The sequence below is a fragment of the Denitratisoma sp. DHT3 genome (assembly GCF_007833355.1).
Classification (GTDB): Bacteria; Pseudomonadota; Gammaproteobacteria; order Burkholderiales; family Rhodocyclaceae; genus Denitratisoma.
On record NZ_CP020914.1, the window covers coordinates 499737 to 514945 of the forward strand.

At 64.9% G+C, this 15209-nt stretch carries 12 protein-coding genes; 9 read left to right on the forward strand and 3 right to left on the reverse strand.

The features are described 5' to 3' along the window. Nucleotides 1-88: 88 nt before the first annotated feature. Nucleotides 89-2173, reverse strand: a complete 2085-nt coding sequence (gene ppk1, locus B9N43_RS02250; RefSeq protein ID WP_145843404.1) for a polyphosphate kinase 1 — start codon at nucleotides 2171-2173, stop codon at nucleotides 89-91. Between the two features lie 152 nt (nucleotides 2174-2325). Then, the gene (locus B9N43_RS02255; RefSeq protein ID WP_145840715.1) at nucleotides 2326-3528 is read right to left on the reverse strand and encodes an amino acid aminotransferase; all 1203 of its coding nucleotides are present in this window, start codon (nucleotides 3526-3528) and stop codon (nucleotides 2326-2328) included. Between the two features lie 203 nt (nucleotides 3529-3731). Here B9N43_RS02255 and B9N43_RS02260 point away from each other — a divergent pair, with 203 nt between their 5' ends. The 8 genes from B9N43_RS02260 to B9N43_RS02295 all read left to right on the forward strand — a co-directional run bounded on the left by B9N43_RS02260 (nucleotide 3732) and on the right by B9N43_RS02295 (nucleotide 13866). Further along, nucleotides 3732-5372 (forward strand): CTP synthase, encoded by a 1641-nt coding sequence (locus B9N43_RS02260; RefSeq protein WP_145840716.1) that lies wholly within the window; start codon nucleotides 3732-3734, stop codon nucleotides 5370-5372. Nucleotides 5373-5374: 2 nt separating this feature from the next. Then, nucleotides 5375-6223, forward strand: a complete 849-nt coding sequence (gene kdsA / locus B9N43_RS02265; RefSeq protein WP_145840717.1) for a 3-deoxy-8-phosphooctulonate synthase — start codon at nucleotides 5375-5377, stop codon at nucleotides 6221-6223. A 36-nt stretch (nucleotides 6224-6259) separates the two neighbouring features. Then, nucleotides 6260-7546, forward strand: coding sequence for a phosphopyruvate hydratase (gene eno / locus B9N43_RS02270; RefSeq protein WP_145840718.1), 1287 nt, complete (start codon nucleotides 6260-6262; stop codon nucleotides 7544-7546). 89 nt (nucleotides 7547-7635) lie between these two features. Next, nucleotides 7636-7917 carry a cell division protein FtsB gene (gene ftsB, locus B9N43_RS02275; RefSeq protein WP_145840719.1) on the forward strand — a complete coding sequence of 94 codons (282 nt, stop codon included), beginning with the start codon at nucleotides 7636-7638 and terminating at the stop codon, nucleotides 7915-7917. Nucleotides 7918-7994: 77 nt separating this feature from the next. Continuing rightward, on the forward strand, nucleotides 7995-9608 hold the full coding sequence (locus B9N43_RS02280) for a sensor histidine kinase (RefSeq protein WP_145840720.1): 1614 nt from the start codon (nucleotides 7995-7997) through the stop codon (nucleotides 9606-9608). Further along, the gene (locus B9N43_RS02285) at nucleotides 9598-10047 is read left to right on the forward strand and encodes a response regulator (RefSeq protein WP_145840721.1); all 450 of its coding nucleotides are present in this window, start codon (nucleotides 9598-9600) and stop codon (nucleotides 10045-10047) included. The genes B9N43_RS02280 and B9N43_RS02285 overlap by 11 nt, the downstream gene beginning before the upstream one ends. Nucleotides 10048-10068: 21 nt before the next feature. Then, nucleotides 10069-11793, forward strand: a complete 1725-nt coding sequence (locus tag B9N43_RS02290) for a putative bifunctional diguanylate cyclase/phosphodiesterase (protein WP_145840722.1) — start codon at nucleotides 10069-10071, stop codon at nucleotides 11791-11793. A gap of 9 nt (nucleotides 11794-11802) precedes the next feature. Next, nucleotides 11803-13866 (forward strand): putative bifunctional diguanylate cyclase/phosphodiesterase, encoded by a 2064-nt coding sequence (locus B9N43_RS02295; RefSeq protein WP_145840723.1) that lies wholly within the window; start codon nucleotides 11803-11805, stop codon nucleotides 13864-13866. Here the strand turns inward: B9N43_RS02295 and B9N43_RS02300 are convergent. Then, complete coding sequence (locus B9N43_RS02300) at nucleotides 13848-14387, reverse strand: gamma carbonic anhydrase family protein (protein ID WP_145840724.1); 540 nt, start codon at nucleotides 14385-14387, stop codon at nucleotides 13848-13850. The genes B9N43_RS02295 and B9N43_RS02300 overlap by 19 nt on opposite strands. A gap of 210 nt (nucleotides 14388-14597) precedes the next feature. Here B9N43_RS02300 and B9N43_RS02305 point away from each other — a divergent pair, with 210 nt between their 5' ends. After that, the gene (locus B9N43_RS02305; RefSeq protein WP_145840725.1) at nucleotides 14598-15203 is read left to right on the forward strand and encodes an ACP phosphodiesterase; all 606 of its coding nucleotides are present in this window, start codon (nucleotides 14598-14600) and stop codon (nucleotides 15201-15203) included. Nucleotides 15204-15209 lie beyond the last annotated feature (6 nt).

Consider the following 15209-nt stretch of genomic DNA (forward strand, 5'->3'; position numbering starts at 1 on the left):
GGAACTTCGTAGGTGCCCGACGCGTTGCGGCTGGCGCCGCGTGCCGCTTTTCCTTGCGGCGGCGCGGCGGAAAAGCTCGTTTTTCCCGCTAAGCGATGGAGCCCAGTTCGGCAAGCAGCAGCTCCTGGGCGGAGACCCGCTTGCGCTTGCTGGCCTGGAGGCGGTAGTCGCCGTTGGCGTCCATTTCCCAGGACTGGCAGTTGTCCACCAGGTAGGCGCGCAGGCCCTCCTTGAGCACGCGGCGCTTGAGCTTCGGATCCAGGATCGGGAAGGCGGTTTCGATGCGGCGGAAGAAGTTCCGGTCCATCCAGTCGGCGCTGGACAGGTAGAGCAGGTCGGCGCCGTCGGCGAGGAAATAGAAAATCCGGTGGTGCTCGAGGAAGCGGCCGATCAGGGAGCGCACGCGGATGTTTTCCGACAGGCCCTTGACGCCCGGACGCAGGGCGCAGGCGCCGCGCACGATCAGGTCCACCTTGACGCCGGCGCGCGAGGCCGCATAGAGGGCCTCGATGACGGCCGGTTCCTGCAGGGAGTTCATCTTGGCGATGATTTTTGCCGCCTTGCCGGCCTGGGCGAGCGCGGTTTCGCGCTGGATCGCCTGGAGGATGTTGGCGTGCAGGGTGAACGGCGACTGCCACAGGTGGGTGAGCGGCAGGGCCTTGCCCATGCCGGTGAGCTGCTTGAAGACTTCGTTGACGTCCTCGCCGATCTCCGGCTGGCAGGTCATCAGGCCGAAGTCGGTGTACAGCCGCGTGGTGCGGGGATGGTAGTTGCCGGTGCCGAGATGGACGTAGCGGCGGAAGCCGTGTTCCTCACGGCGCAGCACCAGCAGCATTTTGGCGTGGGTCTTGTAGCCGAAGACACCGTAGACCACATGGGCGCCGACCTCCTCCAGCCGGTTGGCGATGTCGAGGTTGGCCTCCTCGTCGAAGCGGGCCATCAATTCGACCACCACGCTGACTTCCTTGCCCTGCCGCGCCGCCCGCAGCAGGTGCTCCATCAGCACGGAGTCGATGCCGGTGCGGTACAGCGTCATCTTGATCGCCACCACCTGGGGATCGTCGGCGGCCTGTTGCAGCATCTGCACCACCGGGGCGAAGGACTGGAAGGGGTGGTGCAGCAGGATGTCCTGCTTGCGGATGCTGGCGAAGATGTCGTAGCGCTTGGTCAGCACCTTGGGCAGTCCGGGGGTGAAGGCGGGATATTTGAGGTGGGGCAGGTCCACCTGGTCCGGCACCGACATCAGCCGCACCAGGTTGACGATGCCGGGCATGCGATAGAGATCGCCGTCGCCCAGGCCGAACTGGGCCAGGAGGAAATCCGCCAGCACTTCGGGGCAGTCCTGGGTGATCTCCAGGCGCACCGCGTCGCCGAAGTGGCGCTGGGGCAGTTCGCCCTGCAGCGCCGTGCGCAGGTTCTTGATCTCCTCCTCGTCCACGAACAGGTCGGAGTTGCGGGTGACGCGGAACTGGTGGCTGCCCAGCACGTTCATGCCGGGGAAGAGTTCCGCCACATGCTCGTGCAGTATCGACGAAAGGAAGATGAAGCCGTGATCCACGCCGCACAGGGCGCGCGGCAGGCGGATCACGCGCGGCAGGGCGCGCGGCGCCTGGACGATGGCCGCGCCGCCGGTGCGGCCGTAGTCGTCCTTGCCCTCCAGCTCGACGGCGAAGTTCAGGCTCTTGTTGAGCACGCGGGGGAATGGGTGGGCCGGGTCGAGGCCGATGGGCGTGAGCACCGGCATGACCTCGCGCAGGAAGTAGTCCTTGATCCAGGCGCGCATCCCATTGCCCCATTCGCGGCGGCGATAGAAGACGATGCCCTCGTTGCGCAGCTTGGGCAGGATCTCGTCGTTGAGCAGCGCGTATTGCTCGGCGATCAGCGCATGGGTCTGCAGGCCGATGCGGCGGAACACCTCCTGCGGCGGCAGGCCGTCGGGACCGGGGATGGTGCTGTTGAGCTTGATCTGCTCCTTGACGCCGGCGACCCGGACCTCGAAGAACTCGTCCAGGTTGCTCGAAACGATGCACAGGAAGCGCAGGCGCTCCAGCAAGGGCGCCTGCCGGTCGGCCGCCTGGGCCAGCACCCGCCGGTTGAAGGCGAGCAGGGCCAGCTCCCGGTTGATGAAGTGTTCCGATGGAAAGAAATTGAGATGGGCCTGGGTGGCGTTCATGGTCTTGCGCTTGTCCGCGGAGCGGGTTCGACTAGAAGTCATGATTTTCTTTCAGTCGTGTTACGGAACCATGAATATGGGGCGCCAGTGCCCCGGCAACGGACGATCCGCCGGGCCCCGTGTGGTCGAGGGCCGGGCGGATGCGGGCGTCGTCAGCTTTTCAGCACGGTGGCGATGGCATTGGCCACGTGGTCGATGTTGCGGGTGTTGAGCGCGGCCAGGCAGATGCGGCCGGTGGATACCGCGTAGATGCCGAACTCGTCCTTCAATCGCTCCACCTGCCGGGCGGACAGGCCGGTGTAGGAGAACATGCCGCGCTGGCGGGCGACGAAGGCGAAGTCGTGGCCCTGGGCCTTGAGCTTGTCCACCAGGGCGATGCGCATCGCGCGGATGCGCTCGCGCATGCCGGCCAGCTCGTCTTCCCACTGCTGGCGCAGCTCGGGGTTGGAGAGCACCGCCGCGACGATGGCGCCGCCGTGGGTCGGCGGGTTGGAGTAGTTGGTGCGGACCACGCGCTTGACCTGGGACAGCACCCGCGCTGCTTCCTCCCTGGAGGCGGTGACGATCGACAGGGCGCCGACCCGCTCGCCGTACAGGGAGAAGGACTTGGAGAAGGAACTGGAGACGAAGTATTGCAGGCCGGAGGCGGCGAACAGCTTCAGCGCCACGGCGTCGGCGTCGATGCCATCGGCAAAGCCCTGGTAGGCCATGTCGATGAAGGCGATCAGGTTCCTGGCCTTGATCAGCGCCACCACTTCCTGCCACTGGGCGTCGGTCAGATCGGCGCCGGTGGGGTTGTGGCAGCAGGCGTGCAGCAAGACGATGGAGTTGGGCGCCATGGCGTCGAGCGAAGCCTTCACCGCATCGAAGTTCACGCCCTTGGTGGCCGCATCGTAGTAGGCGTAGGTGCCCACCTCGAAGCCAGCGGACTCGAACAGGGCGCGGTGGTTCTCCCAGCTCGGGTCGCTGATGTAGACCTTGGCCGCGGGTACCAGCCGCTTCAGGTAGTCGGCGCCGATCTTGAGCGCGCCGGTGCCGCCCAGGGCCTCGACGGTCACCACCTGGCCGTTGGCCAGCAGCGGGGAGTCCTTGCCGAACACCAGGTTCTGCACCGCCTGGTTGTAGGCGGCCAGGCCCTCGATGGGCTGGTAGCCGCGCGCCGGCATGGCGTCGAGGCGGGCCTTCTCGGCGGCCTTGACGGCGGCCAGGAGCGGCAGCTTGCCGTCGTCGTCGTAATAGACGCCGACGCCCAGGTTGACCTTGTCGGCGCGGCTGTCGGCATTGAAGGCTTCGGTGATGCCCAGGATGGGATCGCGGGGGGCCATTTCCACCGCGGCGAAAATCGAAGATGACATGGGGGAACTCCAGGTAAGAAACTGCCGATTCCAGGTTGGGCGGCATCCTGGGGAGGTTCTTGATATTTCCCCGATTTTTCCGCTTCCCGGCTCAGGCTTCCATGATACCTGAAGGCACCGCCGTCCCTCGCTCCGCGCCGTTCGGGTTTGAGGTCGGCGGACCTTTTCCGGTATCATGCGGCTTTCCCGCTGTCGCACTTTCCATGGCCAAATTCGTCTTCGTCACCGGCGGTGTCGTGTCCTCTCTGGGTAAAGGCATCGCCGCCGCCTCGCTGGGGGCCATTCTCGAGTCCCGTGGCATCAAGGTCACTCATCTCAAGCTCGATCCCTACATCAACGTCGATCCCGGCACCATGAGCCCGTTCCAGCACGGGGAGGTGTTCGTCACCGAGGACGGCGCCGAGACCGACCTGGATCTTGGGCACTACGAGCGCTTCACCAGCGCCAAGATGAGCAAGCGCAACAACTTCACCACCGGCCAGGTCTATGAGACGGTGATCAAGAAGGAGCGCCGCGGCGAGTATCTGGGCAAGACCGTGCAGGTCATTCCCCACATCACCGACCAGATCAAGGCCAACATCAAGGCAGGCGCCGAGGGGGCCGACGTGGCCATCATCGAGGTGGGCGGCACCGTCGGCGACATCGAGTCGCTGCCGTTCCTCGAGGCCATCCGCCAGATGGGGATCGAGGAAGGCCGGAACAACGCCTGCTACCTGCACCTGACTCTGCTGCCCTACATCCCCACCGCCGGGGAACTGAAGACCAAGCCGACCCAGCACTCGGTCAAGGAACTGCGCGAGATCGGCATCCAGCCCGACGTGCTGCTGTGCCGCGCCGACCGGCCAGTGCCCGAGGACGAGAAGCGCAAGATCGCCCTGTTCACCAACGTGCAGTCCGAGGCGGTGATCTCCGTGATGGATGCGGACAGCATCTACAAGATCCCGGCCATGCTGCACGACCAGATGCTCGACGAGATCGTCTGCCACAAGCTGGGCATCCTGGCCAAGGCCGCCGATCTGTCGATCTGGAAAAAGCTGGTGGATGCGCTGGAGCATCCGGAGCACACGGTGGATATCGCCTTCGTCGGCAAGTACGTCGATCTCACCGAGTCCTACAAGTCCCTGATCGAGGCGCTGAAGCACGCCGGCCTGCACACCCGCAGCCGGGTCAACATCCATTACATCGACGCCGAGGAGATCGAGCGCAACGGCGCCGAGACGCTCAAGTCGATGGACGCCATCCTGGTTCCCGGCGGCTTCGGCCGGCGCGGCACCGAGGGCAAGATCGCCGCGATCCGCTACGCGCGGGAGAACAGGATTCCCTACCTCGGCATCTGCCTGGGGATGCAGTTGGCCACCATCGAGTTCGCCCGCCATGTGGCCGGGCTGGAGGGCGCCAACAGCACCGAGTTCGATCCGGACACGCCGCACCCGGTGGTGGCGCTGATCAATGAGTGGATGGATCGCGAAGGCCAGGTGGAAAAGCGTAGCGCCGACTCCGACCTGGGCGGCACCATGCGCCTGGGCGCCCAGTGCTGCCCGATCAAGCCGGGCACGCGCGCCAGCGGGATCTATGGCGCCGAAGTGAATGAGCGCCATCGTCACCGCTACGAGGTGAACAACATCTACGTGCCGAAGCTGGAGGCGGCCGGCATGGTGATCTCGGCCCGTACGCCGAGCGAGGATCTGCCGGAGATGATGGAACTGCCGGCCGAGGTACATCCCTGGTTCGTCGGCGTCCAGTTCCATCCGGAATTCACCAGCAATCCCCGCAACGGCCATCCGCTGTTTACCGCCTTTGTTTCGGCGGCCCTGGCCCAGCGCAGCGGCAAGGCGGCGGGCTGACCATGCGTCTGTGCGATTTCGAGGTGGGGCTGGAACATCCGCTGTTCCTAATCGCCGGCCCCTGCGTGATCGAGTCGCGGCAGATGGCCCTGGACATCGCCGGCCGGATGAAGGGGACCTGCGCCGCGCTGGGCATGCCCTACATCTTCAAGGCCTCCTACGACAAGGCCAACCGCAGCTCCTCCGCCTCCTTTCGCGGCCTGGGCATGGAGGCCGGGCTGGAGATCCTCGCCGCGGTGCGGCGCGAGATCGGCGTGCCGGTGCTGACCGACGTCCATGCCGAGGACGAGGTGGCGCCCGTGGCGGCGGTGGTGGACGTGCTGCAGACGCCGGCCTTCCTGTGCCGTCAGACGGACTTCATCCAGGCCTGCGCCGCTTCCGGGAAACCGGTCAATATCAAGAAGGGGCAGTTCCTCGCGCCGGGCGACATGAAGCAGGTGGTGGCCAAGGCCAGGGAGGCCATCCTGGAAAAGGCGGGCGCCGGCGCGAACACCGACACCCTCATGGTCTGCGAACGGGGCGCCTCCTTCGGCTACAACAATCTGGTGTCCGACATGCGCAGCCTGGCGATCATGCGCGAGACCGGCTGCCCGGTGGTGTTCGACGCCACCCATTCGGTGCAGCTGCCCGGCGGCCAGGGCACCAGTTCCGGCGGTCAGCGCGAGTTCGTTCCCACCCTGGCCCGGGCCGCGGTCGCCGCGGGCGTCTCCGGCCTGTTCATGGAAACCCACCCCGACCCGGAGCGCGCCCTGTCCGACGGACCCAATGCCTGGCCGCTGGGGCGCATGGCCGAACTGCTCGACACCCTGAGAGAGATCGACGCCCTGGTCAAACGGCGCGGCCTCCTATAATCCCTTTTTGCAATCCGCCAATTCAGAGGTCAGTTCATGAGTGCAATCGTTGATGTCATCGCCCGCGAGATTCTGGATTCTCGCGGCAATCCCACCGTCGAAGCCGACGTTCTGCTCGAATCGGGCATCATGGGCCGCGCCGCCGTGCCTTCCGGCGCCTCCACCGGCTCGCGCGAGGCGATCGAGCTGCGCGACGGCGACGCCGGCCGCTATCTGGGCAAGGGCGTGCTGCAGGCGGTGGAGAACGTGAATACCGAAATCTCCGAAGCCATCATCGGCCTCGACGCCGAAGAGCAGGCCTTCATCGACAAGACCCTGATCGATCTGGACGGCACCGACAACAAGTCGCGGCTTGGCGCCAACGCCATGCTGGCGGTCTCGATGGCCGTGGCCAAGGCCGCCGCCGAAGAGGCGGGCCTGCCTCTCTACCGCTATTTCGGCGGTTCGGCGCCGATGCAGATGCCGGTGCCGATGATGAACGTGATCAATGGCGGTGCGCATGCCAACAACAACCTGGACATCCAGGAATTCATGATCATGCCGGTGGGCGCCAGGAGCTTCCGCGAGGCTCTGCGCTGCGGCGCCGAGGTGTTCCACCACCTGAAGAAGCTGGTGGACAAGAAGGGCTACCCCACCACGGTGGGCGACGAGGGCGGCTTCGCCCCCAACGTCTCCGGCAACGACGAGGCCATCGAGCTGATCCTCAAGGCGACCGAGGCCGCCGGCTACACGCCCGGCCAGGACGTGCTGCTGGCGCTGGACTGCGCCAGTTCGGAGTTCTACAAGGACGGCAAGTACGTGCTGGCCTCGGAGAAGCTGGAGCTCTCCTCGGCGGGCTTCACCGACTACCTCGCCACGCTGGCCGACAAGTACCCCATCGTCTCCATCGAGGACGGCATGGCCGAGGGCGACTGGGACGGCTGGAAGCTGCTCACCGACAAGCTCGGGCGCCGCGTGCAGATCGTCGGCGACGACCTGTTCGTCACCAATCCCAAGATTCTCAGGGAAGGCATCGCCAAGGGCATCGCCAACTCGATCCTGATCAAGATCAACCAGATCGGCACCCTGTCCGAAACCTTCGCCGCGATCGAGATGGCCAAGCGCGCCGGCTACACCAACGTGATCTCCCATCGCTCCGGCGAGACCGAGGATTCGACGATCGCCGACATCGCCGTGGGCCTCAACGCCGGCCAGATCAAGACCGGTTCGCTCTCCCGTTCCGATCGCATCGCCAAGTACAACCAGCTGCTGCGCATCGAGGAGGATCTGGGCGATAGCGTCACCTACCCGGGTCGCGACACCTTCTACAACCTGCGCAAGTGATCGTTCCCTCCCGCCACGGGTTCCCGGCCCCTCTCCGTCATGGCGGAGAGGGCTGTACGACGCGGCGCGGATAATCCATCGAGGTCGCCTTGCGCTGGCCCGCCACCCTGGTGCTGATCGTTCTGGTCGCGCTGCTGCAGTATCCGCTGTGGTTCGGCAAGGGCGGCTGGTATCGGGTGTGGGAGATGGATCGCCAGCTCAGCGCCCAGCGCGAGCTGAACCAGAAGCTGGAGCAGCGCAATGCCGGACTGGATGCCGAGGTCCGCGATCTCAAGTCGGGTTACGGCGCGATCGAGGAGCGGGCGCGCTATGAGCTCGGTCTGATCCGCGACGGCGAAGTCTTCGTGCAGATTCCTTCCCGCCGCCCCTGACCTGAATTGATTTTGCCCATTCTTCATGAAGGGCATACAATCCCCGGAATTTTGTTTGCGGGGAATGGTTCGTGGGCATGAGTCAGGAAGTACTCGACAGCATTGTCGAGGAGTTGGGCCTGAATCCAGACGATTTCCAAAGACGCAAGGACTATCTGGGGTTGGACGAGGGCGATGCGGCTCGTCTGCGTGCGTTGCAGTCCGAAGCCGACCGGCTGAAAAACGTTTTTGCGGATCGATTCGACAAGGCGTTCGGCCGCTCCGAAGAATTCGATGATGTATTGGCAAAGGCCACGCACATCCAGGAGCAGATGCGCACCGATCACGGCAATCAGCTGTCGGCGATCGTTTCCAGCGGGTTCGACCTTGACTATGCTCGGGAGCGTCTGCGGATAGGATTGGCCCATCAGCGCGTCGGCCTCAAGCCCGAGTGGTACGTGGGATCCCTGGCCTCCCTGCTGGAAGAGCTGTTGCCGGCCGCCTTGCGGGCGTGCGAGGGCGACGCGGAGCGTTTCAGCGCCACGGCGCTCTCCCTGTTCAAGGTCTGCCTGCTGGACATCGAACTGGTCATCAGCGCCTACTTCCATGCCGACCAGAAGCATCTGCGCTTCCTGGCCAAGGCCTTCGAGAGCGACCTGGAGGGCGTGCTGATCACCGACCTGTCCGGCACCATCATCCACGCCAGCTACCTGACGCAGGAAATCTCCGGCTACGCGCCCGAGCAGCTGGTGGGGCAGAACATCAGGCTGCTGCTTTCCGAGCGCAACGAGGAGCACCTGTACAAGCGCTGGGCGCGCGAGGCCGTGGACGACATCTGGCGCGGCGACGTGTGGCATCGCCATGCCGGTGGCCACGACTACCTGGCGCGGATGAGCTTCGCCCCGGTCAAGAACGAGGCAGGAGCGGTCACTCACTACGTGAGCGAGTATTCGGACATCACCGACGCCTGGGAAGCCGAGCAGGCCCTGAAGGCGCGCACCGAGGAACTGGCCCGTTCCAACCGGGAACTGGAACAGTTCGCCTATGTGGCCTCGCACGACCTGCAGGAGCCCCTGCGCATGGTGGCCAGCTACACCCAGCTGCTGGCGCGGCGCTACAAGGGCAAGCTGGACCAGGATGCCGATGAGTTCATCGGTTACGCGGTGGACGGCGCGACCCGGATGCAGGTGCTGATCAACGATCTGCTCAAGCTTTCCCGCGTCGGTACGCGCGGCAAGTCGTTCGCCTCCACCGATTGCGGCCGGGTGCTGGACTCGGCGCTCGCCAATCTGTCGGTGGCGGTGCAGGAAAGCGGTGCCGCGGTGACGTGGGACGCCATGCCGGTCGTGATGGGGGACGACACCCAGCTGATCCAGTTGTTCCAGAACCTGATCGGTAACGCGCTCAAATTCCGCGCGGCGACAGAGTCTGCGCAGATCCATGTGGGTGCCCGCCGCGTCGATGGCGCCTGGGAGTTCTCGGTGCGGGACAATGGCATCGGCATCGCCCCGGAATACTTCGAGCGGATTTTCGTGATCTTTCAGCGCCTGCACAGCAAGGCCGAATATCCGGGAACCGGGATCGGTCTGGCCTTGTGCAAGAAAATCGTCGAGCGCCACGGCGGTCGTATTTGGGTGGAGTCCCGCAGCAACGAGGGCACCACGTTCTTTTTCACCATCCCGGACAAGGAGAGTGGGATCCATGGACATTGACGATATCGGTCGGCCGGCGGAGTTCCTGCTGGTCGAGGACAACCCCGGAGACGTGCGCCTGACGCAGGAAGCCTTGCGGGAATGCAAGCTGCGCAACAATCTGTCGGTGGTCGGGGACGGCGTCGAGGCCCTGGCCTTTCTGCGCCGCGAGGGCAAGTATCAGGACGTACCGCGACCGGACGTGATTCTGCTGGACCTGAACCTGCCCAAGAAAGGCGGCCACGAGGTGCTGGCCGAAATCAAGGCGGATCCGGTGCTGCGCCGGATTCCGGTGGTGATCATCACCTCTTCGGAAGCCGAAAAGGATGTCCTGGCCAGCTACGACCTGCACGTCAATTGCTATGTCAACAAGCCGGTCGATCTCGATCAGTTCATCAAGGTGGTGCAATCCGTCGGCACCTTCTGGCTGACCATCGTCAAGTTGCCGGATGAAAATTGATATCGGAAGGAACATGGTGTCTTGAACAACAAGAAACTGAACATTCTTCTGGTGGAGGACAGCTGGGGCGACTATCGTCTGGTGTCGGACATGCTGAATGAATGCATGCAGGAAGGGTTCGAGCTGCTGCATGCCGATCAGCTCGCTGCCGCGATTCCCTTCCTGGAACCCGGCGAGGTGGATGTCATCCTGCTCGATCTGGAACTGCCCGACGTGGGGGGGCTCGATACCCTGGTCAAGATGCATGCGCTGGCCCCCGACATTCCCATCGTTGTGCTGAGCCAGATCGAGGATGAGTCGCTGGCGGTGCGGGCCGTGCGCATCGGCGCCCAGGATTTCCTGGTCAAGAGCCACATCAGCGGTCCCCTCCTGACCCGCTCCTTGCGCTACGCGCTGGAACGGCGGCGGCTGGAGGAGCATCTGTACCGCCTGGCGCACCATGACGTATTGACCGGGCTGCCCAACCGCAAGCTGTTCTACGACCGTTTCGGTCGTGCTCTGGCCCAGGCGCGCCGTTACCAGAAGCCGCTGGCGCTGATGCTGTTGGATTTGAACGGCTTCAAGGGCATCAACGACAACTTCGGCCATCATGTCGGCGACGAACTGCTGAAGCAGGTGGCCGAGCGGTTGTCGTCCGTCCTGCGCGCAACCGACTGCGTGGCGCGGCTGGGTGGAGACGAATTCATCGTCTGCACCGGCGAACTGGCCGACATTCAGAGCACCGCCCATGTCGCCCAGAAGATGCTGGACGTGCTGGACGTGCCCCTCGTCATCGGATCCACCACGTTCAACGTCTCGGCCAGCGTCGGCATCGCCCTCTATCCCGAGGATGGCGAAAACATGGAGGTGCTGGTGCGCAATGCCGATGCGGCGATGTACCAGGCCAAGCGCCAGGATGGCGCCGGGAGCAGGTTCAGTTTCTATTCCCGGCAACTGGATGCCGCCAACCAGCAGCGGCGGGAACTGCATGAATTGCTGCGCAAGGCGTTCGACGAAGGATGCTTCGTCGTCAATTACCAGCCCCAGGTCGATCTGCACAGCGGCCGCACGATCGGTGTCGAAGCGCTCTTGCGCTGGCATGACGACAGCGGTGCGGCGGTGATGGGACCTGACCAGTTCATTCCCGCCATGGAGGAATCCGGTCTGATTCTGGAGGTGGGGGAGTGGGTGCTGCAGACGGCCTGCCAGCAGGCCGCCAAATGGATGCGGGAGGCCGAGCGGCCGCTGAAGGTCGCGGTGAATCTTTCCGTGCGCCAGTTTCGCGACCCCCATCTCGCCGCGCGCGTCAGCCGTGCGCTGGAAACGTTCGGTCTGCCCGGCAAGTGGCTGGAGCTCGAATTCACCGAGGAAGCATTGCAGGACGATGAGCAATTGGCCCAGGAAACCCTCCAGCAGCTCAATCGCCTGGGGGTGCGCCTGGCGCTGGACAACTATCTCGGGCGCTTTCTTTCGCTGCGGGATCTGAAGCGTTTCCCGATCCATTCCATCAAGCTCGACCGGACCATCATCCGGGGCATGACCGAAAGCCCGGAGGATGCCGCGATCGCTCAGGCGGTGATCTCGGTGGCCCATGTGTTCAAGATGAAGGGCGTCGCCGAAGGGGTGGAGACGCGGGACCAGGCCGATCTGCTGCGCCAGCAGGCCTGCGATGACGCCCAAGGCTACATGTTCGCCAAGCCGCTCTCGGCGGCGGCCTTGACTGAGTTGCTGCGCGTCGGCGAGGAAGCACCGCATAAAATTCAATGATCGGCCATCGTGCGCATTCTTTTAGTTGAAGACAATCCGGGTGACGCCCACCTGCTGAGGTTGCAACTGGGCGAGGCCCATGCCGACGGCCACATCGGGTATTACGAATACGTCCATGTCGCGACCCTTGCGGATGGACTGAAAGCAATGGCCGACAGGACTTTCGACATCATCCTGATCGACCTGTCGCTGCCGGATGCGCACGGCCGCGAGTCCTATCTGCGCATTCAGCAGGGGGCGCCGGACCTGCCCGTGGTGGCCTTGACCGGCAATGACGACGAGGCGCTGGCGGCGGAACTGGTGGCGTCGGGGGCTCAGGACTATCTGATCAAGGGGCAGGTGGATGCCCGCTTGCTGGCCCGCGCGCTGCGTTACGCCATCGAGCGCAAGCGCAGCGAGGAGAAGCTGCGCCTGGTGGCGCAGGTGTTCGAGGTGGCGCTGGAAGGCATTCTGGTCACCGACGTCGACCAATCGGTGATCAGCGTCAATCGGGCGTTTTCCGACATCACCGGCCATGCGGAGGCCAACGTCGTCGGGCGTTCGATGTTCGGCCTGCATCAGAGCGAGGGACTGTTCCACAAGGTCTGGGCAACCCAGTCGAGCAAGGAGCAATGGCAGGGGGAGGCCATCTGCCACCGCGCCAGCGGCGAGGACTTCCCGATCTGGCTCAACGTCAACGCGGTGAAGAACGCCTTGGGCGGGATTACCCATTTCGTCGCCGCCTTCAGCGACATCACGGCGTTGAAACGAACCGAGGAGCGTCTGCGCCACATCGCCCATCATGACACGCTGACCTCGCTGCCCAACCGGATGCTGTTCGAGGACCGCATGGAACAGGCCATGGCGCAGGTGCGGCGCTCCCTGTCCCTGGCGGCGGTGCTGTTCATCGATCTGGATCGCTTCAAGCTGATCAACGATACCCTGGGCCATGCCCAGGGCGATACCCTGTTGCGCAGCGCCGCCCAGCGCCTGCGCGGCTGCGTGCGGGAGGTGGATACGGTGGCCCGCCTGGGCGGCGACGAGTTCGCCATCATCCTGCGGGATCTCAATTCCCGCGACGATGCCGCCATGGTGGCGCGCAAGATCCTGGAAGCCATGGACCAGGCTTTCCTCCTGGAGTCCCAGGAAGTGTTCGTCACCGCCAGCATCGGCATCGCCATGTACGGCCACGAGGAACAGGTCGACAGCAATGTCATGGAACAGGCCGATATCGCCATGTACCACGCGAAGCGCACCGGCCGCAACACCTACCATTTCTACTCCGAGGACATGAACGCCCTGAGCCGGCAGCGGTTGGCGCTGGAAACCGATTTGCGGCGGGCGCTGGAACGCGACGAGTTCGTGCTCCACTATCAGCCCCAGGTGGACCCGGGCAGCGGGGAGCTGATCGGGGTCGAGGCATTGCTGCGCTGGATGCATCACGACCGCGGCCTGGTCATGCCTTCCGAATTCATTCCGATGCTGGAGGAAACCGGCATGATCATTCCGGTCGGGGAGTGGGTGATGCGAACCGCCTGCCTCCAGGCCAGGCGCTGGATCGACGAGGGGCGCCGCCCCTTGCGCATGGCGGTGAATCTTTCCGCGCGCCAGCTCAGGGAAAGCAATCTGCCGGAGCGTGTGCGCCTCATCCTGGAGGAAACGGGGCTGTCGCCGGAATTGCTGGAGATCGAACTGACCGAGAGCATCGTCATGGAAAATGCCGGCGAGGCCGTTACGGCCCTGAACCGGTTGAAGGCGCTGGGTGTGCGCATCGCCCTGGACGACTTCGGCACCGGGGCCTCGTCGCTGGGCTATCTGAAGCACTTCCCGGTCGACACCCTGAAGATCAGCAGCGCCATCATCGTCGAACTGGAGGACGAAGCCGATGCCGCCATCGCCGGCGCCGTGATCGCCATGGCGCGCAACATGAAGCTTTCGAGCGTCGCCGAGGGTGTGGAAAACGTCAAACAGCTCGATTTTCTGCGCCGCGAGCAGTGCGACAGCATCCAGGGCTACCTGATCAGTCGCCCCATGTCCGCCGAGGCGCTGACCGGGATGCTGGACAAGCTGCCGCCTCAGGCGGCAGGAGGCTGACCGAGCAGTTGCAGTTCGTCGGTGAAATGCCGGGCGTGGGCCACGTAGCGCTGGGCCAGCCCCTCCAGCATGCGGATGTCGTCGTCGTCGAGCTCCCGCACCACCTTGCCCGGCGAGCCGAGGATCAGCACCCGTTCCGGATAGACCTTGCCTTCGGGAATCAGCGTGTTGGCGCCGACGATGCTGTAGGCGCCGATCCGGGCCCGGTTCAGGATCACGCTCTTGATGCCCACCAGCACGTGGTCGCCCACGGTACAGCCGTGGAGCATCGCCATATGGCCCACCGTGACATGGTCGCCCAGGCTGACCGGCACCCCGGCGTCGGTATGGATCACGGTGCCGTCCTGGACATTGGTGCCGACGCCGATCGCGATGCGATCGTTGTCGCCCCGCAGTACCGCGTTCCACCACAGATTGGCGCCGTCGGCGAGACGCACGTCGCCGATCACCGTGGCGTTGGGGGCGATCCAGACATCGCGGCCCAGGGTGGGGCGCTTGTCGCCGAGGGCATACAGGGGCATGGTGGACTTCCGTACAAAAGTGCGCCGGATTCTACCCAGAGTTTGACAGCACCGCCGCCCAGCCAAGACAATCCCGATCCATTCGCGAAGAGGACCGATCATGACGATGCACGGCTCGATGGCGCCGTTCCCGGCCGTGGAACGGCGACTCAGCCCTGATGGCCACCTGCCGGGTCTTTCCGCCGCGCGGCGGGAACGGGAGGATGGACATTGAACTTCCTGGCGCACGTCTGGCTGGCGGGGGATGGGATCGAGGACCGGCTCGGCGCCCTGGTCGGCGACTTCGTCAAGGGACCGCTGCCCGGCAAGCTGTCCCCGACCCTGGCCGTCGGCGTCGAGCTGCATCGGCGCGTGGATGGCTATGCTGACGTTCATCCCGCTTTTCTGCGCAGCCGCCGGCGGGTCAGCGCGATGCGCCGCCGCTATGCGGGGATCATGGTCGACATGTTCTACGACCACTTCCTCGCCCGCCATTGGCCGCGATTCAGCGAGGTGCCGCTGGCCGAGTACGTGGCCGAACTGTACGCCCTGGCCGAGCGGCGCCGCGGCGACCTGCCGCCGGCCTTCCACCGCACGCTGGGCTACATGCGCCAGGAAAACTGGCTGCTGTCCTACCGGACGCCGGACGCCATCGCCCTGGCCCTGGACCGGCTGGCGCAGTATCGCTTGCGCCAACCCAACCACCTCGGCGGCGGCGGCGCGGAGCTGCTGGCATGCTACGAGGGATTCGAGACGGATTTCCTCGAATTCATCGCCGACGCCCGGCGCTATTGCGCCGGCCTGCTGGCGGCGCGTTCGAGCGCTGGCGGCTCCTGAGGCGCG

Excerpts from the sequence above, each read along its gene's own strand:
- ppk1 (WP_145843404.1), bottom strand. The coding sequence starts at position 2,173 with ATGAACGCCACCCAGGCCCATCTCAATTTCTTTCCATCGGAACACTTC.
- eno (WP_145840718.1), top strand. The coding sequence starts at position 6,260 with ATGAGTGCAATCGTTGATGTCATCGCCCGCGAGATTCTGGATTCTCGC.
- B9N43_RS02260 (WP_145840716.1), top strand. The coding sequence starts at position 3,732 with ATGGCCAAATTCGTCTTCGTCACCGGCGGTGTCGTGTCCTCTCTGGGT.
- B9N43_RS02300 (WP_145840724.1), bottom strand. The coding sequence starts at position 14,387 with ATGCCCCTGTATGCCCTCGGCGACAAGCGCCCCACCCTGGGCCGCGAT.
- B9N43_RS02255 (WP_145840715.1), bottom strand. The coding sequence starts at position 3,528 with ATGTCATCTTCGATTTTCGCCGCGGTGGAAATGGCCCCCCGCGATCCC.
- B9N43_RS02285 (WP_145840721.1), top strand. The coding sequence starts at position 9,598 with ATGGACATTGACGATATCGGTCGGCCGGCGGAGTTCCTGCTGGTCGAG.
- B9N43_RS02280 (WP_145840720.1), top strand. The coding sequence starts at position 7,995 with ATGAGTCAGGAAGTACTCGACAGCATTGTCGAGGAGTTGGGCCTGAAT.
- kdsA (WP_145840717.1), top strand. The coding sequence starts at position 5,375 with ATGCGTCTGTGCGATTTCGAGGTGGGGCTGGAACATCCGCTGTTCCTA.